Origin of the sequence: Sulfitobacter delicatus, from assembly GCF_900102535.1 — a bacterium.
Classification (GTDB): domain Bacteria; phylum Pseudomonadota; class Alphaproteobacteria; order Rhodobacterales; family Rhodobacteraceae; genus Sulfitobacter; species Sulfitobacter delicatus.
Map to the genome: position 1 here is coordinate 44,565 of NZ_FNBP01000009.1, position 20,243 is coordinate 64,807.

The window sequence follows — 20,243 nt, forward strand, 5'->3', positions numbered from 1 at the left end:
TTTCGCTTTTCTGGTACGTTCAAACATGTTTTATGTCTATACATAAAAGCAAGGGGTCGCAAAATGATTTTTGCCAAACAAGCCAAACTGCCTAATGGCTGGGCGTCAAATGTGCGTCTTTCTGAGGCCGATGGTCGCATCACCCAGATTGAGGTCGATCAGTCACCTCAGGCTGGAGATGTGCAGATTGATACGCTGCTGCCCGCTCTCGCCAACCTGCACAGCCACAGCTTCCAGCGGGCCATGGCGGGGATGACGGAATACCGCATGAAGGGCAAAGACAGCTTTTGGACATGGCGCGAGCTTATGTATCGTTTCACCGACCACCTCAGCCCCGAGCAGGTCGAGGCGATCGCCGCCTTTGTGTTTTTGGAGATGCAAGAGGCGGGCTATGCAGGTGTGGGCGAGTTCCATTACCTGCATCACCAGCCCGGCGGCGCCCCTTATGACGACCTTGGTGAGTTGTCTGCCCGCATTGCAGCGGCTGCGGCCCAGACGGGTATTGGTCTGACCCATCTGCCGGTGCTCTACACTTATGGCGGCGCAGGACAGCAGGCATTACAGGCCGGGCAGGCGCGCTTTGGCAATGAGGTTGATCGGTTCAACGCTTTGGTTGCACGGGCCAAGGTGGTGATCGCAGACCTGCCCGCCGACTGCCGTGTCGGCATTGCGCCGCATTCGCTGAGGGCAACGTCACCAGAAGACCTAAAGGCGGTATTGGCCGCCCATGAGGCGGGGCCGGTGCATATTCATATCGCGGAGCAGCCGAAGGAAGTCGCCGATATTAAAGAGTGGCTCGACGCGCGACCGGTGGAGTGGTTGCTGGCCAATGCCGACGTTACGACAGACTGGTGCTTGATCCACGCGACACACATGACCGCAGATGAGACAGCGAACATGGCCCGATCTGGCGCTGTGGCGGGGCTTTGCCCGGTGACGGAAGCCAACCTCGGGGATGGGCCATTCAATGGACCTGACTATTTGAACGCTGGTGGTGCGTTCGGTGTCGGGTCTGATTCCAATGTACTCATCTCGCTTACAGAAGAACTTCGCACATTGGAGTATTCGCAGCGCCTGCGGGATTTTGCACGCAATGTGATGGTCGTCGAGGAGGGTTCGGTGGGTGATACGCTATACAGCGGTGCGGCGAAGGGCGGCGCACAGGCGCTCGGGCGCGATGCGGGCGAGATCGCAGCGGGCAACTGGGCTGATCTGGTGGCAGTGGACAGCGACGCCCCTGCGCTATGTGCGTTGCGCCAAGACCAGCTTTTGGACGGGCTTGTCTTTGCCGCAAAAGATACGGTCGTGACTGATGTCTGGTCCGCCGGGCGACACGCAGTGCAGTCCGGGCGTCACGTCAAACGGGATGAAATTACAGCCGCCTATCGCTCAGCAATGCAAAGCCTGACCGCGGCGCTCTGAGCCAGATAGGTCAATCGGACTTCTAACAAAGCGTCGCCGTCACCCAAGCTGACTTTGGGGGCGGTCTGTTCGTAAAAAGCGGTGTCTCCGATGTGGAGCACAGTCGTGTCGACGGTTGGACTGCCCAATAAGGCATGAAGGGCGATCAGCCCATTCACCGGCTCTGCAATGTTGCGGTCCATCGGGCCATCAAGTCTGAAGACATCTCCCTCGCAGATGGTGGGATCAAACATCAGATTGAGATCGAACAAAGGGCCGTCTTTTAGATGTGCTTCTACTTGCAGGCCGCCGTCGAAGCGGACCGGCTCTCCGGGTTTGGCGGTGAATGTCTGGTTTGACGCGTGCAGTGTCATGGAGCCGCCGGACAAGACGGTCAGTATCCGCACCATCCCCGCGAAGTCTGAGAATGGGCCGTCCTGCGCCACATCGGCAAGGCTGAGCGTCCATGCAGTGCCATCCTCGCCTGACCCAATAGCAATGCGCCGTGTGGTGCCGCCGCCGTTTTTCCAAGGGGTGTCCACCAGTTCAGAACGCCTTATCAGCTGCATCGCATATCCTCTCACGGTTCATTTGCTAGAGGCTGGGTCAGCCTCGCCGCTTTTGATGCCAGCAATAGACGTTTAGCGCCACGGCCCCGCGTCGCCTTTTCGTCCCGTTTTAGGAATGCGGCTGCGTGTTGTCTGCACTGTCGGTTGTGCAGGCTTTGCGCGGCTGCTTCCAGCCATGGCACGCAAGGCCGCGACGCGGTTTTCCGTTGCCGGGTGGGTCGCGAAGAGTGCGTCGCGCTTATGGGCGTGCAGTGGGTTGATAATAAACATATGCGCCGTGGCCGGGTTGCGCTCAGCTGCGTGGTTGTCGATCTGCGCGGCACCCATTGCGATTTTTTCTAGGGCTGAGGCCAGCCAAAGCGGTTCGCCGCAAATCTCTGCGCCCGCCTTATCGGCGGCATATTCGCGGGTCCGGCTGATCGCCATCTGGACCAGCGCCGCGGCCATTGGGGCGAGGAACATCATCAGAAGCGTGCCGACGAGACCCAGGCGCTCGCGCGAGCCGCCAAAGAACAGCGCGAAGTTCGCCAGCATAGAGATCGCACCGGCAAAGGTCGCCGTGACGGTCATAATGGCGGTGTCATGGTTTCGGATATGCGCCAGCTCGTGGGCGATGACGCCGGCCAGTTCCTCGCGGCTTAGGCTGCGCATCAGACCTGCTGTAACCGCAACAGCCGCATTGGCCGGATTGCGTCCGGTGGCAAATGCGTTGGGCTGCGGGGTGTCGATCAAATAGACTTTCGGCTCGGGAAGCCCTGCGTTGCGCGCCAGTTCGGCGGTCATCGCGTAGAGCCCTGCGCGATCACCGGGGGAGACCGGCTGCGCGTTGTGCATTTTCAGCACCATCCGGTCGGAGTTCCACCAGGTAAATGCGTTCATCCCCGCCGCCACGACCAGCGCAATCAGCGCGCCGCCCGTACCGCCGATCAGATAACCAACACCCATGAACAAGGCGGTCATTGCCGCCATCAGCATCGCTGTCTTTACATAGCCCATCTTGGTCTTCCGAATTAAACGAGGTCTCCAGAAAATATGGGGTGGTTTCGGGGCGGTGCAAGGTTGGTGCCGGTGCCGTATTACGAAGCGTCGCTGTCAGCCGAGGGCGGATGAAGGCGCAGAAAGCTATCCTCGCCCGCCAGAACGTAGCGCAGCAGCAACAACTCCACCGCGGCTGCATCGCGGGCTTCAAGGGCTTGAAGCAGGCGACGTTGAAGGTCGACCAGGGTCCGATGTGCTTCGGCGTCGCGCAGGGTTGCCATGCGGACGGCTTGGATTTGCGCCATGTAGCGCAAGATCGTATCCCGTAGCTCTTTGTTCGGAACGGCCATGATCCATGTGCGCCGGATATCTTCCGACGCGGCAAAAAGGGTTTCGATCTCCCCGGTCTCCAAGGTCTGTTCGGCCCGGGCCACCGCATCGCGCAGCCGGGTCAGGTCGTTTTCCGTCAATCGGGCCGTGGCCAGCGCAGCCGCGCGGGGTTCCAGCAGCCGACGCAATTCGAAAATTTCGCGAATCTGACGGGTGTCGAGGTTCGGCAGGGTGAAGCCGCGGGTGGTGCTGTCGAGATAGCCTTCGTGGGTCAGCCGCATCAGCGCGTCCCGTACCGGCATCCGCGAGACGTTGAACTCCGCCGCGACGGCAGTGTCCACAAGCCGGACGTCCGGGCCGATCTCCCCTCGCTGAATGCGACCGAGGAAAATGTCGTAGATCTGATCTTTCATATGGCGCTTTGGTGTGTCGGTCATGAATCAATGCCTTAAAAGTATGCAGTTTAGGCGGGAGTTTGACGCAGTAAACGCATGATAACCAGCCTATATCGCATATAATGAAAACATTTTCGTTGTGTTTGTATACGGAAGCTGGCAGCCATATGGCGGATGCCGCCGCGTCAGGCGTTGGCAATCACAGGGAGATAAAAATGAAAACCAAGAAAAATTTTCTGGCCGGTCTCGCGATTGCGGCCTTTGCGACGGTGACGGGCGCAGCGGCGATGGCCCAGGATGTCCTCAAGATCGGTTCTTATCCGGCGAACCCGCCATGGGAGTTTAAGAACGAGGCTGGCGAGTTTGAGGGCTTTGAGGTCGATATCATTAATGAGATCGCCAGCCGCCTTGGCATGACCACCGAGATCAATGGTTTGGACTTTCGTGCGCTTTTCGTTGCCACGGCCTCGCGCCGGGTGGATGCTGTCATCTCGTCGCTGACGATCACCAACGAACGGCTCGAAGCACAGTCCTTCACGCAGCCCTATTTCTCGGGTGCATTGGGTGTCGGGACCAAAACCGACGCGGGCATCAGCGACCTGTCGGGGCTGGAAGGCAAGCGCGTCGGGTCGATCGCTACGTCGTTTCCCGAAAACTGGCTGAAAGAGCGCGAAGGCGAGCTGGGCTACAAGTCCTACTCCAGCTACGACACCACGGCCAATATGCTGACCGACCTGCGCAGTGGCCGGATCGATGCCGCCGTGAACGACATTGTCAGCCTGCGCTATGCTTTTGCTCAGCCGACGATGCAGGAGCTTCAGGTTTCGGTGGAAATTCCCACCGGCGATAAATTCGCGATCATGATGCCCAAAGGCTCTGAACGGCTGGAAGCCTTCAACGATGCAATTTCGGCGATGAAGGAAGACGGCACGATGGCGACGCTTTACGAAAAGTGGCTCGGCGTCGCGCCGGAAGAGGGCAGCCTCGCTGTGACCCCGCTGCCGGTGCCGACCTCGGCCGACTGATCCGGCTAGGCTGCAGACCGGAGCCTCCGGTTTGCGGCCTTACCTTCTACCCCAGGGAGTCCAGCATGGAAATCTTCGACATCTTCTTCAATCTGGACGTTATGCGCCGCGCGTTCCCGATCCTGATGCGCGGGCTGGTGAACACAATTCTTCTGGGGTTCGCGGCGATCTTCTTTGGCGGCATCCTCGGGGTGCTGGTCTGTCTTGTCCGGCTCTATGCGCTCAAGCCGTTCCGACTGCTCGCGGTGCTCTACACCGACATCTTTCGGGCCATTCCGGTGTTGGTTGTCCTGATCCTCGTCTACTACGCCTTGCCCTTTGCCGGGATCGTGTTCTCCTCCTTTGTAGCGGCGACGATTGCGCTGGCATTGGTACTGGCGGCCTACACGGCTGAGGTTGTGCGTGCCGGGATCGAAGCCGTGCCGCGGGGCCAGTTTGAGGCCTGCGATGCGCTCGGCCTGTCATTCTTTACCACCATGCGCAAAGTCATCCTGCCGCAGGCTTTTCGCATGATGATCCCGCCCTTGGCCTCCTATGCGGTGGCAATCATGAAGGACACCTCGCTGGCCTCTGTAGTGGCAATGGACGACCTGCTGAAACAGGCGACCGACGCCCAAGCGCTCTTTGCCAATCCGACCCCGCTGCTGCTGGCTGCGCTGATCTATATCGCGATCCTATGGCCTATGGTGCGCTTCACCGGCTGGCTCGAGCAGCATTTTAAACGTGGCTACCGCTAAGACGTCACACTCTTACATTCATAACGCGACACCCCCGCGCCCGGCGCGGCACGAAAACTATCGGAGATTACAATGTCCACAGAAACGGAAACGGGCGACGCCTATCTCCTTTATCATTCCATCGGTCAATACGCGGGCAAGCGCGACGACATGCTGGCCGGCATGACCGAGTTCACTGACGTCTGGGCTGCGGCCAATGGCGATCAGTGGAACGAGGTCTTGCCAAAACGGCAGGAGTTCATCGATCTTTGGGCCGAGCTGATCGGCGCCCCAAGGGGCACGGTCACCACTACTGAAAGCGTCACAACAGGCTTGATGACAGTGATCGGCGCGCTCCCCGAAGACACGCTGCGCGGCAAAAAGGTTTTGGTGGCGGAGGACGGTTTCCCCTCGCTGCACTTCCTGTTGACGGGTCTGTCTAAACGCTTTGGCTTCACGCTGGCGACGGTGCCGATCCGGCAGGGCGGTCATTGGGTCGAGGCCGAAGACATCATTGCCCATTGGGACGAAGAAGTGGCCCTCGCGTTGCTCACATGGGTCAGTTCCACGACCTCGCACCGCTTGGATATTCCGCAACTGGTCGCGCATGGGCGCAAGATGGGCTCGCTCATCGGGGTGGATATGACACAAGGCGTGGGTCTGCTGCCCTATGACGTTACAGAGCCGCGGGTAGACTTCGCCCTGTCGACCAGCCTCAAATGGATGTGCGGCACGCCCGGGGCGGGGATCGTCTATATGGATGCCGACCTGATTCAGCGATGTGAGCCCGAGATGCGCGGCTGGTTCTCGCAGAGCAACCCCTTTTCATGGGCGCTCGATGCATTTGAGTTTGCCGGTGATATTCGCCGGTTGGACAGTGGCACGCCCTCGACAGTCTCTGCTGTCGCGAGCCTCCCAGCAATGCGCTGGCGGATGGGGCAGGACACGCAGGCGCTTGTGAAGCACAATCGAAAGCTGACGTTGCAACTGCAAGCGGGGCTGGAAGATATGGGGCTGAGTTTGGCCACCCCTGCCGATCCGGACGCGCGCGGCGGCAGTTTGATGGTGGTGCTGCCGGATCACGTGGTGGCTTCTGATGTGGTCACGCAGCTGGCTGTTCTGGATATCTACATGGACAACCGCAGCCAGACCCTGCGCATGTCGCCGGGCGTTTTGACGACGGAAGCCGGCATCGACCGGACGCTCGCGGCACTTCGCGCGATGTTAGTCTAGCGGGCGGGAGCGGGGGAAGCCATTCTGTCCGCGCCATATTCCACAACCCAGGCATTCGCGCCCTCACTGGTCGCGGCATAGACCGCCGCGCCAAGGGCTTCGCCGACTTCCGTGTGTAGCCCTGCATAGTCCGCTGCTCCGGCGGGGGCAGCGACGGCGATACAGTCCGTCCCGGTTCCGGTGGCAAGGCCCGAAGGAAGGTGAAAACCGCTGTCGATCACTGCGGCGGTGCGGGCTTGGGTCGCGATGCTAAGGGCTTCGATCAGCCCGGTTTGTGACAGCGCGTGGTCTAGCCGTACTGCAACATTGATCGTGCCCCAGTCCTGCCCGCGTCGATCAATCCGGTGGCCCACGCGTTCGGCGTTCGACAGGCCCACTGTGGCCACGGCGTGGGCCGTGATGCTGTCCACCTGCGCCCGCGCTTGCGTGAAACGTGAAACATCGCGGGAGGTCAGGAAGGCGACGCTTGCCGTTTCACCCTGCGATTTCAGTTCGCGGGCGAACCAGTCGTGCACGTCCAGATCCTCGGGCAAGTCAGCATTGCGCACCTCGCGCCAAATAATCCGGCTGGCCGTAACAAAACCGGGACGGTTAATGGCCCAACTGAGTACCTGCATCTCTCGCCCAAGGTCGAACGTCAGCCAAGGCCGCGCCAACTGCACCGTGCTCATGCCACGACATCCAGCGGCTGAAAGATCAGTCCTTCGGGGGTGTTCTGCAGAAAGGCGTTAATCCCAAAGGTCACGCGCACACGTTCGGCGGTCAGCACGTCTTGCGGCGGCCCGTCGGCAACCAAACCGCCTTGGTCCAGCACGATCAACCGGGTGCAATGGCGGGCCGCGAGGCCGAGGTCATGCAGCGAGACCATGACCGATTTGCCCTCCGCTGCCAAAGCGCCAAAGATTTTCATCGTGGCGATCTGATGGGCCGGGTCCAACCCGGCGATTGGCTCATCGGTCATGAGCAGAGGGGTTTCCTGCGCCAGCGCACGGGCAATCAAAACCCGCGCCTGTTCGCCGCCAGAAAGCCGCGTTGCGGTGCGGTCGCGGAAGCTTTGCAAATCCATCCGTTCAAGCGCCCGGTCAACGGCGGCTTGGTCCGCCGCACTCGGGCGCTGCCCGGTGCCAAGGTGCGGTGTGCGGCCCAGCGTGACGAGGGTTTGTACGTTGACGGGCCAAGCGATCTCGCGCTGTTGCGGCATCCAGGCCACGGCGCGGCCCCGCTCGCGGGCCGAAAGCGCGGCAAGGGTGCTCTGGCCGTTGTGATCGATCAACCCAAGTGCCGCGCGCATCAGCGTGGTTTTACCCGCCCCATTGGGGCCGATAATGCCAACCAACTCGCCGGGGCAGACGCTCAGGCTGACATTCCGCAGAATGTCCCGCCCGCGCCGGGTGACAGCGAAGTCTTTGAGGGTCAGCAGGGTCATAGCCCCTCCTGCCGGGTGCGGTAGATCAAGTGCAAGAACAGGGGCGCGCCGACAAGTGCCGTGACCACGCCGAGCTTCAGATCGCGCGCCGGCAGGATGACGCGAACAGCGATATCTGCCGCCAGCAACATCGCCGCCCCGCCAAAGGCCGAGGCCCAGAGCAAGCGCCCGGGCTGTGCGCCAACGAGGGGACGCAGCAGATGCGGGACCACCAAGCCGACAAAGCCAATCGCCCCCGCCACCGCCGTTGCCGCGCCGACCACCGCGGCTGTGCCAAAGATCAGCACCAGCCGCAGACGGGTCAGGTTAACGCCCATCGCCTCGGCCGCGTCTTCCCCCAAGGTCAGCGCGTCCAATCCGCGGGCGAGGGAGCCGAGCATTACGCCGCCGAGCAGGATCAGCGGTGCGGCAATGGCGACATGGGTCATGGACCGGTCGGCGAGAGAACCCATCATCCAAAAGACGATCTCATTCGCGGCGAAGGGGTTTGGCGATAGGTTCAGCACCAGCGAGGTCAGCGCCGCGGCGAGCGCGGAAATCGCGATCCCCGCAAGGATCAACGTCAGCGAAGACCCCCGCGGCCCGGCCAGCGCCAGCACCAGCCCCACGCCCAAAAGCGCGCCTGCCAACGCCGCCAGCGGGAGACCAAGCGCCACGGTGGCGGCCAGCCCGGTCTGCAGCGCTAGCACCGCGCCCAGTGCGGCAGAGCCCGACACCCCGATCAGCCCCGGATCCGCCAGCGGATTGCGCAAATAGCCCTGCATGGCAGCGCCAGCGAGGCCCAAAGCGCCACCGATCATCAGCCCCAGCAAGGCACGGGGCAGGCGGATTTCACGCATCACCAGCACCTCGGGCCCATTGCCGCCAGCGATCAGCGCCTGAAGCCCATGCCAGATGCCAAGCGGAGCGGGCCCGACGACCAACGCTGCTAGGAAAAGCGTCGCCACCAGCGCGCTAAGACCCAACGCCAAGCGGCTCATTTGCGGGCCTGCTGGCGTTCGCGGTCGGCTTGCACGTCGCGGCGCAGCTCGGCCATTTGACCGATCGCGCGCAGCACATAGGGCGTGCCGCAGAGCCAGTCTTGCGCGTTCATTGAGGTAGAAGGCCGCCCCGCTTGGAGCGCTCCGACCACCGGATGCGACAGAATTTCTTCGGAGCGTGAGGCGCCGGGGTAAGGCTGCCCTGTGACCACGGTGTCAGGTTCCGCCATCGCCAAGGTCTCAAGCGGAATCACCCCGCCCGAAACCAGCCCCAACTCAGCGGCGATGTTGATCAGCCCCGCAGCGGTGAGGATGTCGCCCGCTAGGGTCTGGTCGCCCGAGGTATAGCCATTCGCAAAATAAAGCGCCGCACGCGGACGGGGGGCGATGCCGTCGCGAAAGCTGGCGAGGCGTTGGTCAAAGCGGGTGATCTGATCGGCGGCGATGTCTTCGCGGCCCAAGAGCGCGCCCATGCGGGTCATGCGTTCGGTGACTTGGTCGAGGGACGTTGCTGGATCGAATTGCTCAACCCGGATGCCCAGACGGCGCAGCATGTCGACCGTGGCAAGCTGGCTGTAGCGCCCGGCCAGCACCAGATCGGGCTGCATGAGGTAAATCTCTTCGGCCAACCCGTTGTTCACCGGATAGGCGGCGGCCTCAGCCACCATCGCTGAACTGCGCGGATCATGGGCGAGGTCGGAGACCGAGATCAGCTGACCCTTATCCGCCAGCAGCATGGCAAGCTGATCGGTGCAGAGGTTCATCGAGACGACCCGGCGCGGGACGTCTTGGGCCAAGGCGGGCTGGGCGGTCCCGGCCAGCAGGCCAATAGCGGTGATGCCAGCCTTAGCGGCCAGCATCACGCGCGTTGTGAGGGGATCAGAAATCCGCACGAACACCAAAGAACGCAGACCGACCGGGGGTGTTGTACCCGCCTGCGGTCTCGTAATCCTCATCAAACAGGTTTTCCACCCGCAGGTAGGCTTGGGTCGTGTCTGTTACGTCATAAGACACGCCAGCGCCGACCAGCGTATAGGTGCCAACCTTATGATCGGCAGGCGCGTAGATGCTGGGCACCACATCGCCGACATGGCGGACATCCAGCGCAGCCTGCAGACGGTCGGTCACATCGGTTTCCACGCCCAGCAGGAGATCGTGCTTGGGCGTGCGGGTCAAGCGCTCGCCGTCGGTTGTGGCGTGGGTGTAGGTGTAGTTGCCGAAGAACTCGGTGCGGCTGCTGAGAGCGTAAGTGCCCGAAAGCTCAATGCCGCGCGATTTGGTGGTGCCGGGGACTTGGTTGTAACAACCAAAGCCGCTGCCGCAGGCAGTGGAGCCGCCGTCGAATTGGATCAGGTCGTCGATCTCAGTGTAAAAGACGGTTGCTTTGACCGAAGCGGTCTCGCCATAGGTCTTCTCAACCCCAAGTTCAAAGCTGCGGCTTTCTTCGGCCTGTAGAGTGGGGTCACCGTAGAAGCTAAACCGCTCATAGAGCGATGGGGCCCGGAAGCCGGTGCCCAGAACGGCGCGGAAGGCGAGATCGTTCTGCGGACGCCAGACCGCGGCCAAACGGCCCGTCGCTTTGCCGCCGAAATCGCTGTTGTCATCATAGCGCATTGCGGCAGAGAGGTCGACGTTCTCAGCAGGGCGCATCAGCAGTTCTGCCTGCGCCGAAAGGGTGCGCTCATCGCCTGTTGAACCGCCGGAGTTAAAGCTCTCTTCGGTTCGGTCCAGACCAAAGTTCAGCGTCACATCGCCTGCAAGCTCGGCACTGCCGAGGTAGGACAGACGCTCGCGGTCACCCTGGAAACGGGTGGTGAAGCCGGTGGGGTCGCGGCGGTCGATGTCGAAATAGGAATAGGCAAAAGTATGCAGCACATTGCCTGTCTGCCACTCGCCAAAGACCCGTGCGCCGCGCTCTTCAAAGGAGGTTGCGCCGCTGCTGTCGGTGGAGGAACGGTCAATCTCCAGATCACCGCTGCGGTCAGTCACGGCGGCGCCGATCGTCAGGTTGTCGGTCAGGTTATAGCGCCCGGAGAAGGTTTGGGTGGTCTGGCGGAAGCCATCGTCCTCGTCGTCGCTGGCCTGCGCAGAGAACCCGTCGGTCAGGATCCGGCTATAGGTATAGGCCAGTTCGGCGCGCTCGGTCAGGTAGCCAAAGCTCAATGTGCCGGAACGCGTGTTGTCACTGCCGTATTCACTGCTGACTTGACCGGAAAAACCCAGTTCGGTCGGGCGGTAAGTGGTGATGTCGATCACGCCGCCGATTGCCTCAGAGCCATAGAGCGCCGACTGCGAGCCTTTTAGGACTTCGATCCGGTCGATCCCCGCAGGCGTCAGCGAGCCGAAGTTAAAGGAGTTCTGCGTGCCGGAGGGGTCGTTCATGTCGATCCCATTAACCCGCACGACCACATAGCGCCCCGGCAGGCCGCGTATTTTCAGCGTGGCGTTCGCGCCCAGTCCGCCATTGGCGACGGAGGAGATGCCCGGCAAACGGTCGAGCCGCTGGATCACGGACGTGTCGCTGCCCGCAAGGTCTTCGGCTTCGAGAACTTCAACGGTGGCGCCTGTCTGATCTTTGGCAACAGGCGTTAAGCTGCTCGACAGGACGACTTCGCCCAGATCGAACGCTTCTTGCGCAAGGCTAGCGGTGGGGAGGAAGGGGAGCACGGCGGCGGTGGCCAGCAGGTGGAAACGGAGCATGGATTTACCCTCGAGATCGGCCCATTCTGGGGCCGGAGACTGTGACATGTCATTTCGGGGCAATACCCCCGCAGACGGTGAAAACACCACGAGCGGAAGATCCGCAGCCCCGACGCCCCTCGCGCCCGGACAGGGTGAATGCTTTGGCAGGTCTCCTGACTCGCGGGTCGATGCTGGGCCGGTCCTTCCCATCACGCTGTTGCGCAACAGTGGTTCATACCGGCTTCGCTCACCGCTTACAGTTGCGGGGGCAGTCGTGGAGTTGGCCTGAAGGCCGCACCACATTCCCTTTTCATCAGACGGCGAACCGCCTGAACCGAAGCAAGGCTTGTCTACAGGTCTCGCGCGGTTTTGCAAGCGTTCATGACGCGCGAAGAAGGGTAACAGCGGCCCGTGCCCTTGACCGCATTGTTCACGGTCAGGGCAGGGGCGGAGGTTTCGAGGTCTGTCGTATCAGAGGGTTAGGACGCAGCCCGCACTTTCGCCTGCGTCTCTGGCAGCGGGAAATCGACGTAAAAGGTCGTGCCTTCGCCTTCAGCGGTGTCAAAGCTGATGTCGCCTAAATGCTGGTCGACGATGGCTTTCACGATGCTCATGCCTAGCCCGTGGCCCTCCTCAACCTGATAGCTCGCCCCGCGCGAAAAACGCTCGAACAAGACGGGCTGAAGGTCGAGCGGCAGGCCCGCGCCTTCGTCCTTGATCCAAAACCCCATGCCGGATCGCGCCATGCCCACGCGCACGGTGGCCCCTTCGGTTGAAGCCTTAATCGCGTTGGACAGCAGGTTGGAGACCAGCCGCATCACCCGACCATCATGAAGGTGCAGCAAAGGACCGGGCGCCTGCGACACTTCCACGCTAAGCTCGACGTTGTGTTCTTTGGCATAAGGGGCGAGGGTTTCGGCGGCCTGCGTGAGCAGAGGGGAGAGGGGCTGTTCGTCAAAGCCGCTCTGATCCTGTGTCCGCAGTTGCTCCACGTCGAGGATATCCGCGACCATCTGTTCGATTGCGCGCGCATTGCGCAACGCCACGCGCAGCAGTTTGCGCTTCGGGGCGGGAAGGTCGTCTTGCCCGGCTTCGAGCAGCTTGAGCGCGCCCTGCAAGGAGGTGAGCGGCGTCTTCATCTCATGGCTGACGGTCGCGATGAGCTGGTCTTTGGCACGTTCAAAGGCGCGCTGTTCGGTCACATCACGAATAATGCCGAGAAACCCAAGGTGCTCGCCTCGGTCGGTTTTGATGGGCGCAGAAGACACCAGCCCCTCAAAGGTGGAGCCATCATGGCGCCGGCAATAGGTCGAAACATCTTCCTGCTTTTGCGCTTGTTCGGCGTTGTAGCGTTCTTTTCCCGCCTTTTCGTATCGGTCGAGGCTTTCGTAAAGCACCGCCGTTTGTCGCCCTAGCAGTTGCTCTTGGTCATAGCCGAAAAGTGTCTCAGCCGCCGGGTTGACCATCTGAAGCTGTCGGTTGCTGTTGGTCATGATCATCGCCTCGGGCACGGCGTCGATCATGGCGGCCAACAGCCCCCGTTGCTCGCGCAGCTCGCGGCGTTCGGCGTGGAGCTTCAGCTCATTGCTCAGCCAGCGGGCGAGGAATTCGACGAACTCGCTCTGTGCCTCGGAAAAAGGCGCGGCGCGTGGTGTGGTGCTGGAGAAACTCAGCGTTCCGAAGGGCGCATCCCCTCGCATCAGCGGTGCGCCGATGTAGCTCTCCAGTCCGAAGTTCTCATAGCAAGGATGCGCGGAAATCGCTTCTTGGCCCGCGTGGTAAAAGGCGGTGACGGCGCCATTGCCCAAGGTATGCAGGCAGTAGGTATTGGTGACGTCGAAAGTAGTGCCGGGGGCAGGCGCCCACTCCGGCCCATGCACATAGAGGCATTCATAGATCGGGCGTTCAACGCGGCTCACGATGCCAAGGTCGAGCTCCAACGTCTCGGTGCCGAGGGCCAGCAGCTTGGCAACTTTATCGTCTAAGGAAAGGTCCGGTTCGACAGCAAGAAGGTAAAGCTGCCGCAACGGATCATCGAAACCCGCCAGAGTGGTATGGTGATTGTTCATCTGTGCCTCTGTCGTGCTCGATTTCTGGTCGCGCCCTTATGGACGCGTAGTTTTTAATCACAAATTACGAGTTCAAGCTAAGGCTGCCAATGTAAAATGACACAATCGGCGACAGAGAGCCGTTTGTATGGCATTCTGGTCGGCCTTCTTTAACGGGTTAATAAAACTGACAAGATCAGCCGTGCCAACTGCGCTCCAGCACGGCCAGCCAATTCTCGTGGCAGAGTTTGGCGAGGAGGGCGGCGTCATAGCCATGATCGGTCAGCGCCTGCCGCAGTTTTGGCAGCCCCGCGGCATCTTTCAGTTCGGCAGGAACATCTGCGCCGTCAAAGTCCGAGCCAAAGCCCACCCGGTCTTCGCTTAAATGGGTGATCAAGTGATCGATATGGCGCAACATCGCGTCGAAGCCGTCACCGCCACTTCTACGCCCATCAGCATTCAGGAACCCGACTGCGAAGTTCACCCCGACCATCCCGTCGCTGTCCCGTATCATCGCCAATTGCCGGTCGGTAAGATTGCGCGAGGAGGGCGTGATCGCATGGGCGTTGGAATGGGTCGCTACCAGCGGCGCGTTGGAGAGTGCGGCCACATCGTTGAACCCGGCTTCGTTCAGATGTGACAGGTCGAACAGGATGCCCATCTCGTTACACAGCCGCAGCAGGTCTTTGCCTGCATCGGTAAGCCCCAGCCCGGTGTCGGGCGAGGCGGGAAAGGCGAAGGGCACGCCGTGGCCGAACGCCGTTGGACGGCTCCAGACCGGGCCAAGCGACCGCAGCCCCATGTCGTGGAAGAGATAGAGCGCATCAAGGTCCGGCCCGATCGCCTCGGCTCCCTCCATATGCATGATCGCAGCGATGATATTATTCTCAAGACAATGGCGCAGCTCGGCGACATTGAGGCAGATCTTAAATTGCCCGTCAGAGGCGCGTTCCATCCACTGCAAATGCCCAGCCATCGCAAGCGCCACCGGCTGCGCATCTCTCAAGGGAATCTCCGGCGGTAGAGGCAGCCTGTAGGGCGGGTTGTCCATCTGCTCCATCAAACCCGCACCGGGATCGGGCGAGGGGATGTAGATCGCAAAGAACCCGCCGCCGAAGCCCCCTTGCCGCATGCGCGGCAGGTCTAGGTGGCCTTTGCCGCTGTCGCTCAGGAATGTGGCCTGGCGGTTCTCGGGGTCACGCAGAAGGCGCAGAAGAAAGTCGTTGTGACCGTCAAAAATCAATGGGGCCTTGGACATGGGGTCTCCTTCTTTGCGCTTGTTATTGCGCTACCACGTGTCGAGTGCGGCTGACCAGTAGTGGCGGCGCGCGGATGCTGTTGATCGAAAGTCTACTGGCACGCCTTGGCGCAATAGGTATGGTGCGGCAAGTGATTGATTGAGGGGGACTGGCTTTGAAACTTATGCGCTACGGCACACGCGAGGGTGCAAAAACACCGGTGATGCTGGACGGAGAAGGGCAGGCGCGGGATGTGTCGGGCATCATTTCGGAGTTCACGCCCGAAACCATCTCGGTGGTGCAGAGCAGGTTAAGCGCTATAGACCCGCGAGACTTGCCGCTGTTCGACACAGCCGGTCAACGGGTCGCTGCCCCGGTTAGCCAGCCGCGCAACATTTGGTGCGTAGGGCTGAACTATTCCGACCACGCCGCCGAATCCGGCATGCCGGTGCCTGAGGAGCCCATCTTGTTTAACAAGGCCAGCGGCACCTACTGTGGCCCGAACGATCCGCTGCTTTATTCCGACAAGATGAGCAAACTTGATTGGGAGGTCGAACTCGGTGTGGTCATTGGCCGCGCAGCGCTGAATGTGAGCAGGGAGGCGGCGCTGGACCATGTGCTCGGCTACTGTGTAGTCAACGACGTCTCCGAACGCGCTTGGCAGGCAGAGCGCGGCGGGCAGTGGACCAAGGGCAAGAGCTTTCCCAACTTCTGTCCTACCGGGCCGGTCTTGGTGACGGGAGATGAACTTGGTGATCCGGGGGAATTGGACCTTTGGACAGAAGTAAATGGCGAAAAGGTTCAGGACGGTTCGACAAATAAGATGATTTTCGATGTCGCGACGATCATCTCTTATATGTCCGAGTTCACGCGGCTGGAGGCTGGCGACCTGATCTGCACCGGAACCCCGCCGGGCGTTGGTATGGGGTTCAAGCCGCCGCGTTATCTCAAGCCGGGAGACCGGGTGCGGATGGGGATTGCCGGGTTGGGGATACAAGAACAGACGGTCGAACCGCTCTAGCAGCGGTTCGGAGTGTGTTAGGCGGCGGCTTCTGACGGGTCAGTGACGGTTTCCGCCTGCGCCGGACGCAACGGCAGAGTCAGCAGGAAGCTGCTGCCTTTCCCCTCAATGCTGGTGGCAATCAAATTGCCGCCGTGCGAAGTGGCGATATCGCGCGAGATGGCAAGGCCCAGACCGGTGCCGCCAAAGCGCCGGGTGGCGCTGGAATCGACTTGGTGGAAGGGCTCAAACACGCGCTCAAGTTCGTTTTCCGGAATGCCAATGCCAGAGTCCGTGACCCGGAACTCGACCACCTCGCCACGTATTCGACTGACCAGCGAAATATGTCCCTCGTCCGAGAATTTTACCGCATTGCTCAGCAAGTTAATCAGCACCTGCTGAATGCGTTTGCCATCAGCCAGCATGGTGCCTTCGGCAGACTTTACGCGCAGTTCCAGCCCTTTGTCCTCGATCATCGGGCGCAGTTGTTCTGCGGTGGGGGTAACGATGTCGTCGATCGCGACTGGCTCCATATCAATGGAAAGGCTGCCCGCGTCGATTTTGGCATAGTCCAGCACTTCGTTGATCAGGGTCAGCAAGTGGTTGCCCGAGCGTTCGACGGTTTTCATGGTGTCGCTAAGTTTGGCGAATGTCGCGTCGAGTTTGGGCGCGAGGGTTTCGCGGCTCTCGGGGGCCGCGTCAATCGCTTCGCTCAGATCGCGGGCCACCTTGGCGCGGTCGAAATGGCGGGCGAGGCGCACATGGCCGAGGATGACGGTGAGCGGGGTGCGCAACTCGTGGCTCAGTACGCCCATAAAGTCGGTCTTGGCCTTGTTCGCATCCTCAGCTGCCATCAACGCCTTTTTCAGATCGGTCACATCAATGCGCAGACCCACGACGCTGCCGTCTTCCATACGCCGGTCAGACGTCTTGATAATCCGCCCATCAGGCATGCGCTGTTCGGTTTCAAAGGCACCGTGCTCACGCTTTTCCAGCCAAATGCGGATCCATTCTTCTTCCTTGCCCACGGCGTCCGGCACCAGACCCGCCCGGATGCTGTCGCGTGCGATGCGCTCATAGGAGGAGCCGGGTTTGACGACGTCGCTATAGCCGTGGATCTCGCGGTACTTTTCGTTGCAAAGCACGAGCGTTCCGCTGGGATCAAACATGACGAAACCGTGGTCCAGTGCTTCAACTCCGGTGCGGAGGCGCTGTTCGGCCAGATGTCGGGTCTCGCTCAGTCGCATGACGTAGGAGGCAAAGGTCATCACCGCAGCGGCAGCCATCAGGCGCAGCAGCCAGTCCCAATAGTAGTCGGGCCGGTGGCCCGGCCAGCCGCCCTTGGTAGTGGCGGCAAGCTCCCAAAGACCAAAGGCAAAGTCAAAGTCGAGCTTGATCGGATCAACCAAGACAGTGTCTGGATCGCCAAAGACCACCTGTTCGACAGTGCCGTCAGGGTTCAATTCGCGGATCACCAAATCGTATGTTTCTTGGACCTCGGGGATGCGCAGCCTTTCCACGAAACGTTCATAGTCGATCACCATCGACAGGAGCCCCCAGGGCCGGGGAGATGCTGCCGTACTGTCGCTTTGCGCATAAAACACCGGTTGGCGCAGGATCAGACCCCTGCCACCCTGCACAAGATCGACCGGCCCGGTGATAAGGCCCGCGCCGCTTTCCATGGCCTGCTGTACCTTGGGGAGTTGGTCCGAATTTTTCCGGTAGTCGAGGCCCAGCACGCTTTTGTTGACCTCAAAGGGGTGAACGATATTGACCACAAGGTCACGCGCGGCGGCGAGGTTGATGACTTCCGGATTTTGCGCTGTGAACTCGGCAGCGCGGGCGGAGAATTCCGTTTGCGAGATATTCGGATTCTCGCTGATGATCGTGGTTAATTCGCGCAGTTTCAGGATCTGCTCGAAGATATCCGCCCGAATGCGCTCGCGCACTTCGATAAGTTCGCCTGCGGCTTCTAGTTTGAGGTCTTGGCGATAGGCTTGATACGACAGGGTTTCGATCCGGTAGCCGAAACCCAAGATTACGCCGCCCAGTACGAGCAGCACAATGACACGGGTCATGCCCCGCGACAGTAAACCTGTCATCCCTGCTTTGCGTGCCTCAGTCACCAGATGCCCTCGTTGCCCGCGCCCAATTCTGCTCAAATCGCGAGGGCGTTATTGCGGCAAAGAGTGCATCTGCTCGGCGTTGACGCAAGCGGAATCAGAAGGCGCGCATAAAATGCCCTGCTGGGGGCGTCAAATATACCAAATTTGGCCGCAAATCGCCCGTTTCCCGAGGCTATGGTCGCAAATCGGCCAGAATTGCGCGCAGCAGGTCGATGTCATCTGGGTTCGAGAGGTTGGGCGCATGGCCGCAGTCGGCGATCTCTGTCACCGCGGGGCGGGGGCCACTTTCGGTCATGCGGGCAGCAGCGTCCGAGAGCAGCAAGTCCGAATCCGCGCCGCGCAGCACATGGGTTGGGATATTTATCTGCGCCCAGCGGTCCCACGTCGACAGCTCATGCGGTGAGGCGGTGAACTGGACGGTGATGCGTGGATCGTAATGCAGGGTCAGCCGCCCATCGCCCCGACGCCGCAGGGAAGAGCGCGCCATGCGTTGCCAAAAGGTATCCCCCGCCGGACCGAAAGGCGCGTAAGTATCGCGCAGCCAAACCTCACCTTCGGTGAAAGTCGCAAAGTCCGGCAATTGGCCGACATAGGACAAGATCCGCGCCACGGCAGGTTCGGGCAGTTCTGGACTGATGTCATTGATGATCAGCGCGTTGATCCGGTCCGCGTCATGGCCCGAGGCGATGCGCATCCCGATCATCCCCCCCAGAGAGGTGCCGAGCCAGGTCGCACGTTCAATCTGGTAGTGATCCATCAGATCGGTCGCGATGCCTGCGTAATACTCGACGGAATACTCAGCCTGCGGGTTGCGCGACCATGACGACAGCCCGCGCCCGATCATGTCGGGGCAAAGCACGTGGTAGCTGTCTGACAGTGCTGCTGCCACCTCGTCAAAGTCGCGTCCGGTGCGGGCCAGCCCATGCGCCATAATTAGCGCGGGATTGGCCGGATCGCCCCATTCGGTGACATGCACCTCGTGGTCCATGACCGGGACAAAGCGGAAACGCGGAGAGGTCATGAGCGCGCTCCCTTTTGCATGACGGTGCCGGTGATCCCGCGGGGGAAAAAATAGACCAGCAAGATAAAGATGATGCCGAGCCAGAACAGCCAACGGTCAGGGTTGAGCAGTTCCGGGAGGAGGGGGATGTTCGCAGTTGCTTCTGCCGCAGCGCCCATGAGGTCGCGCAGGTAATACTGCGCCATGACCATCAGCACCGCGCCCACAACCGCGCCCCACATTGTGCCCATGCCGCCGATCACCACCATCAGCAAGATGTCGATCATGATCGCAAAGCTCAGCGTGGTGTCCGGCCCGGTGTATTTCAGCCAGATCGCATAGACCGTCCCTGCCAGCGAGGCGACAGCGGCCGAGAGGCAGAAGACGAAGGTGCGGTAAGCCACGACGCGGTAACCGATTGCCTCGGCGCGGGCTTCGTTTTCGCGGATTGCTTTGAGGACAGAGCCAAGCGGTGCCGCCACAACCCGCAACATCAGCAGGAACAGGGCAAGCGACGTGAAGAAAACGAAGTAGTAGGCCGCAAGCTTGCCGTTCAGTTTCACACCGAAGAGGCGCACCACCTTGCCGTCCTCGTCCACCATCAGTTTTGTGGCAGTCTTGAACAGGTCTGGCGCACGGTAGGTGATGCCGTCTTCGCCGCCAGTGAACTGCGACAGTTGCGAGGCCAGCACCAGCGCCACCGAAGCCGTCGCCAGCGTGATCATGGCAAAGAAGATCGCTTTTACGCGCAGGCTCAGCAGCCCCACCGCCGTGGCGACAACAAGCGAGACCAGCACCCCGGCCAGCCCGCCCAGCAGGACAGCGTCCCAGCCCGGCCCCATCTGGCGCAGCGCGATGGCCGCGCCGTAAGCGCCGAAGCCAAAGAACATTGTATGGGCGAAGCTGACGATGCCGGTGTAGCCGATCAGCAGGTCGTAGCTGGCGACCAGCACGATGAAGATGCAGATGCGCGCCGCCACTTCCAATGCGCGGACGTCCTGAAAGAGGAAAGGTGCGAAGAGCAGCAGGGCGGCGATCACCAGCACGGCGGTTTTCACGGCGAGGGTGCCATAGGTCGATTTGTGTTGCATGGTCA

Annotated in this window: 18 protein-coding genes and 1 riboswitch; of the genes, 5 read left to right on the forward strand and 13 right to left on the reverse strand. The window is 61.1% G+C overall.

The genetic code is table 11. The features are described from left to right. The first annotated feature begins 63 nt into the window (after positions 1–63). Positions 64–1,422, forward strand: coding sequence for a formimidoylglutamate deiminase (locus BLS57_RS14555; RefSeq protein ID WP_093743442.1), 1,359 nt, complete (start codon positions 64–66; stop codon positions 1,420–1,422). On the opposite strand, the gene BLS57_RS14560 is transcribed toward BLS57_RS14555, so the two are convergent. The 3 genes from BLS57_RS14560 to BLS57_RS14570 all read right to left on the reverse strand — a co-directional run bounded on the left by BLS57_RS14560 (position 1,383) and on the right by BLS57_RS14570 (position 3,715). Further along, entirely contained in the window at positions 1,383–1,970 is a 588-nt protein-coding gene (locus tag BLS57_RS14560) for a HutD/Ves family protein (protein ID WP_093743443.1), read from the reverse strand. The genes BLS57_RS14555 and BLS57_RS14560 overlap by 40 nt on opposite strands. A 72-nt stretch (positions 1,971–2,042) precedes the next feature. Then, on the reverse strand, positions 2,043–2,966 hold the full coding sequence (gene htpX, locus BLS57_RS14565) for a zinc metalloprotease HtpX (protein WP_093743444.1): 924 nt from the start codon (positions 2,964–2,966) through the stop codon (positions 2,043–2,045). A gap of 80 nt (positions 2,967–3,046) precedes the next feature. Beyond that, positions 3,047–3,715, reverse strand: coding sequence for a GntR family transcriptional regulator (locus BLS57_RS14570; RefSeq protein ID WP_093743445.1), 669 nt, complete (start codon positions 3,713–3,715; stop codon positions 3,047–3,049). Positions 3,716–3,888: 173 nt separating this feature from the next. Here BLS57_RS14570 and BLS57_RS14575 point away from each other — a divergent pair, with 173 nt between their 5' ends. The 3 genes from BLS57_RS14575 to BLS57_RS14585 all read left to right on the forward strand — a co-directional run bounded on the left by BLS57_RS14575 (position 3,889) and on the right by BLS57_RS14585 (position 6,647). Then, complete coding sequence (locus tag BLS57_RS14575; protein ID WP_093743446.1) at positions 3,889–4,698, forward strand: ABC transporter substrate-binding protein; 810 nt, start codon at positions 3,889–3,891, stop codon at positions 4,696–4,698. A gap of 65 nt (positions 4,699–4,763) precedes the next feature. Beyond that, positions 4,764–5,435: an amino acid ABC transporter permease gene (locus BLS57_RS14580; RefSeq protein WP_093743447.1), complete on the forward strand. Its 672-nt coding sequence runs from the start codon at positions 4,764–4,766 to the stop codon at positions 5,433–5,435. Between the two features lie 72 nt (positions 5,436–5,507). Further along, positions 5,508–6,647 (forward strand): aminotransferase class V-fold PLP-dependent enzyme, encoded by a 1,140-nt coding sequence (locus BLS57_RS14585; protein WP_093743448.1) that lies wholly within the window; start codon positions 5,508–5,510, stop codon positions 6,645–6,647. Here the strand turns inward: BLS57_RS14585 and BLS57_RS14590 are convergent. The 7 genes from BLS57_RS14590 to BLS57_RS14620 form a co-directional block, all read right to left on the reverse strand. Beyond that, positions 6,644–7,318 (reverse strand): adenosylcobinamide amidohydrolase, encoded by a 675-nt coding sequence (locus tag BLS57_RS14590; RefSeq protein ID WP_093743449.1) that lies wholly within the window; start codon positions 7,316–7,318, stop codon positions 6,644–6,646. The genes BLS57_RS14585 and BLS57_RS14590 overlap by 4 nt on opposite strands. Continuing rightward, complete coding sequence (locus BLS57_RS14595; RefSeq protein ID WP_093743450.1) at positions 7,315–8,073, reverse strand: ABC transporter ATP-binding protein; 759 nt, start codon at positions 8,071–8,073, stop codon at positions 7,315–7,317. Before BLS57_RS14595 ends, BLS57_RS14590 begins: the two co-directional genes overlap by 4 nt. Next, the gene (locus BLS57_RS14600; RefSeq protein ID WP_093743451.1) at positions 8,070–9,053 is read right to left on the reverse strand and encodes a FecCD family ABC transporter permease; all 984 of its coding nucleotides are present in this window, start codon (positions 9,051–9,053) and stop codon (positions 8,070–8,072) included. The genes BLS57_RS14595 and BLS57_RS14600 overlap by 4 nt, the downstream gene beginning before the upstream one ends. Further along, positions 9,050–9,913: an ABC transporter substrate-binding protein gene (locus tag BLS57_RS14605; protein ID WP_093743452.1), complete on the reverse strand. Its 864-nt coding sequence runs from the start codon at positions 9,911–9,913 to the stop codon at positions 9,050–9,052. Before BLS57_RS14605 ends, BLS57_RS14600 begins: the two co-directional genes overlap by 4 nt. 19 nt (positions 9,914–9,932) lie before the next feature. Then, on the reverse strand, positions 9,933–11,753 hold the full coding sequence (locus BLS57_RS14610; RefSeq protein WP_167356439.1) for a TonB-dependent receptor plug domain-containing protein: 1,821 nt from the start codon (positions 11,751–11,753) through the stop codon (positions 9,933–9,935). A gap of 128 nt (positions 11,754–11,881) precedes the next feature. Then, positions 11,882–12,089, reverse strand: a riboswitch (cobalamin riboswitch). 125 nt (positions 12,090–12,214) lie between these two features. Then, entirely contained in the window at positions 12,215–13,804 is a 1,590-nt protein-coding gene (locus BLS57_RS14615; RefSeq protein ID WP_093743454.1) for an ATP-binding protein, read from the reverse strand. A gap of 175 nt (positions 13,805–13,979) precedes the next feature. Beyond that, the gene (locus tag BLS57_RS14620; RefSeq protein WP_093743455.1) at positions 13,980–15,041 is read right to left on the reverse strand and encodes a dipeptidase; all 1,062 of its coding nucleotides are present in this window, start codon (positions 15,039–15,041) and stop codon (positions 13,980–13,982) included. A gap of 164 nt (positions 15,042–15,205) precedes the next feature. Between BLS57_RS14620 and BLS57_RS14625 the strand changes: the two genes are divergently transcribed. Continuing rightward, positions 15,206–16,042 carry a fumarylacetoacetate hydrolase family protein gene (locus BLS57_RS14625; RefSeq protein WP_341868843.1) on the forward strand — a complete coding sequence of 279 codons (837 nt, stop codon included), beginning with the start codon at positions 15,206–15,208 and terminating at the stop codon, positions 16,040–16,042. A 17-nt stretch (positions 16,043–16,059) separates the two neighbouring features. Here BLS57_RS14625 and BLS57_RS14630 read toward each other — a convergent pair whose 3' ends face one another. From BLS57_RS14630 to BLS57_RS14640, 3 genes are all read right to left on the reverse strand, one after another. Further along, a complete protein-coding gene (locus BLS57_RS14630; protein WP_167356440.1) occupies positions 16,060–18,099 on the reverse strand; it encodes an ATP-binding protein in 2,040 nt (679 codons plus the stop codon). Positions 18,100–18,319: 220 nt separating this feature from the next. Next, the gene (locus BLS57_RS14635; RefSeq protein WP_093743458.1) at positions 18,320–19,168 is read right to left on the reverse strand and encodes an alpha/beta fold hydrolase; all 849 of its coding nucleotides are present in this window, start codon (positions 19,166–19,168) and stop codon (positions 18,320–18,322) included. After that, positions 19,165–20,238, reverse strand: a complete 1,074-nt coding sequence (locus BLS57_RS14640; RefSeq protein WP_093743554.1) for a branched-chain amino acid ABC transporter permease — start codon at positions 20,236–20,238, stop codon at positions 19,165–19,167. Before BLS57_RS14640 ends, BLS57_RS14635 begins: the two co-directional genes overlap by 4 nt. Positions 20,239–20,243 lie beyond the last annotated feature (5 nt).

Bases quoted from the DNA above. Each gene is read 5' to 3' on its own strand.
- BLS57_RS14555 (WP_093743442.1), top strand. From the start codon at position 64: ATGATTTTTGCCAAACAAGCCAAACTGCCTAATGGCTGGGCGTCAAAT.
- BLS57_RS14560 (WP_093743443.1), bottom strand. From the start codon at position 1,970: ATGCAGCTGATAAGGCGTTCTGAACTGGTGGACACCCCTTGGAAAAAC.
- htpX (WP_093743444.1), bottom strand. From the start codon at position 2,966: ATGGGCTATGTAAAGACAGCGATGCTGATGGCGGCAATGACCGCCTTG.
- BLS57_RS14570 (WP_093743445.1), bottom strand. From the start codon at position 3,715: ATGACCGACACACCAAAGCGCCATATGAAAGATCAGATCTACGACATT.
- BLS57_RS14575 (WP_093743446.1), top strand. From the start codon at position 3,889: ATGAAAACCAAGAAAAATTTTCTGGCCGGTCTCGCGATTGCGGCCTTT.
- BLS57_RS14580 (WP_093743447.1), top strand. From the start codon at position 4,764: ATGGAAATCTTCGACATCTTCTTCAATCTGGACGTTATGCGCCGCGCG.
- BLS57_RS14585 (WP_093743448.1), top strand. From the start codon at position 5,508: ATGTCCACAGAAACGGAAACGGGCGACGCCTATCTCCTTTATCATTCC.
- BLS57_RS14590 (WP_093743449.1), bottom strand. From the start codon at position 7,318: ATGAGCACGGTGCAGTTGGCGCGGCCTTGGCTGACGTTCGACCTTGGG.
- BLS57_RS14595 (WP_093743450.1), bottom strand. From the start codon at position 8,073: ATGACCCTGCTGACCCTCAAAGACTTCGCTGTCACCCGGCGCGGGCGG.
- BLS57_RS14600 (WP_093743451.1), bottom strand. From the start codon at position 9,053: ATGAGCCGCTTGGCGTTGGGTCTTAGCGCGCTGGTGGCGACGCTTTTC.
- BLS57_RS14605 (WP_093743452.1), bottom strand. From the start codon at position 9,913: ATGCTGGCCGCTAAGGCTGGCATCACCGCTATTGGCCTGCTGGCCGGG.
- BLS57_RS14610 (WP_167356439.1), bottom strand. From the start codon at position 11,753: ATGCTCCGTTTCCACCTGCTGGCCACCGCCGCCGTGCTCCCCTTCCTC.
- BLS57_RS14615 (WP_093743454.1), bottom strand. From the start codon at position 13,804: ATGAACAATCACCATACCACTCTGGCGGGTTTCGATGATCCGTTGCGG.
- BLS57_RS14620 (WP_093743455.1), bottom strand. From the start codon at position 15,041: ATGTCCAAGGCCCCATTGATTTTTGACGGTCACAACGACTTTCTTCTG.
- BLS57_RS14625 (WP_341868843.1), top strand. From the start codon at position 15,206: ATGCGCTACGGCACACGCGAGGGTGCAAAAACACCGGTGATGCTGGAC.
- BLS57_RS14630 (WP_167356440.1), bottom strand. From the start codon at position 18,099: ATGACCCGTGTCATTGTGCTGCTCGTACTGGGCGGCGTAATCTTGGGT.
- BLS57_RS14635 (WP_093743458.1), bottom strand. From the start codon at position 19,168: ATGACCTCTCCGCGTTTCCGCTTTGTCCCGGTCATGGACCACGAGGTG.
- BLS57_RS14640 (WP_093743554.1), bottom strand. From the start codon at position 20,238: ATGCAACACAAATCGACCTATGGCACCCTCGCCGTGAAAACCGCCGTG.